The sequence below is a fragment of the Bradyrhizobium sp. Kon37 genome, from assembly GCF_055807535.1.
This window is the reverse complement of sequence record NZ_JBVVOY010000093.1, coordinates 1-682: the sequence shown is the minus strand read 5'-3', so window position 1 is coordinate 682 and position 682 is coordinate 1. Positions and strand designations below refer to the sequence as shown.

The following is a 682-nucleotide window of genomic DNA, read 5'->3' as shown; positions in this document are numbered from 1 at the left end:
TCACCATGACCGATCAAGGCATATACCACACCCGCAAGACGAACCGGCACCCAATCCAGTACATGAAGCACGGCATCAATGCCGGACTGTAAACGATGATGCGGCGTCTGATATCGCGCCAGCCAGTATTGCCATGCACGCAAAAACGCATACCCCATCAGCGTAACGGGTCCCCAGGTTCCCCCCACAATCAGCCAGAACAGCGGTGCAAGATAAAAACGAAAGTTAATCCACAGCAATGCATTTTGCAGCTCACGCAAATACTCACGTTCGTCGCAGCCTGCCGGGACGCCGTGAATCATGGTGAGTTCGCCAGCCATCGTGGCACGGGCATGGCTATCATTACGTGAAGCAGCAGTGAAGCGGGTGATATTACGGCACTGTCTGACGCCATTCCGAAACTGGCGGCGGGAATGCGTATTCCGGTCTCCTGGATACAGGAAAAACTTCATATTCCACAGCCGGTCGGTGATGAAGCCGTGTTTACTATACAACCGGTTGTCCCGGATAACGGTTCGCAGAAAGAGGCCGCATTATCCGCTGAAGATATCCCGCAGGAGGATGATATCGACCGGATGGGCGTCTCACCGGAAGACTGGCAGCGTTCGGTTGACCCCCTGCTGAAACCCGTCATTTTTTCTGTGCTGAAAGATGGCCCGGAAGCCGCCATGAACAAAGCCGC

Annotated in this window: 2 protein-coding genes; one reads left to right on the top strand and one right to left on the bottom strand. The window is 54.5% G+C overall.

What is annotated here, in order from left to right:
- Positions 1-320 (bottom strand): regulatory signaling modulator protein AmpE (gene ampE / locus AC0L3J_RS37210; RefSeq protein WP_473350406.1); only part of this gene is annotated, 320 nt, incomplete at its 3' end.
- Positions 321-413: 93 nt separating this feature from the next.
- Here ampE and AC0L3J_RS37205 point away from each other — a divergent pair.
- The coding region (locus tag AC0L3J_RS37205) for a hypothetical protein (protein ID WP_473350405.1) at positions 414-682 on the top strand (269 nt) is incomplete at its 3' end.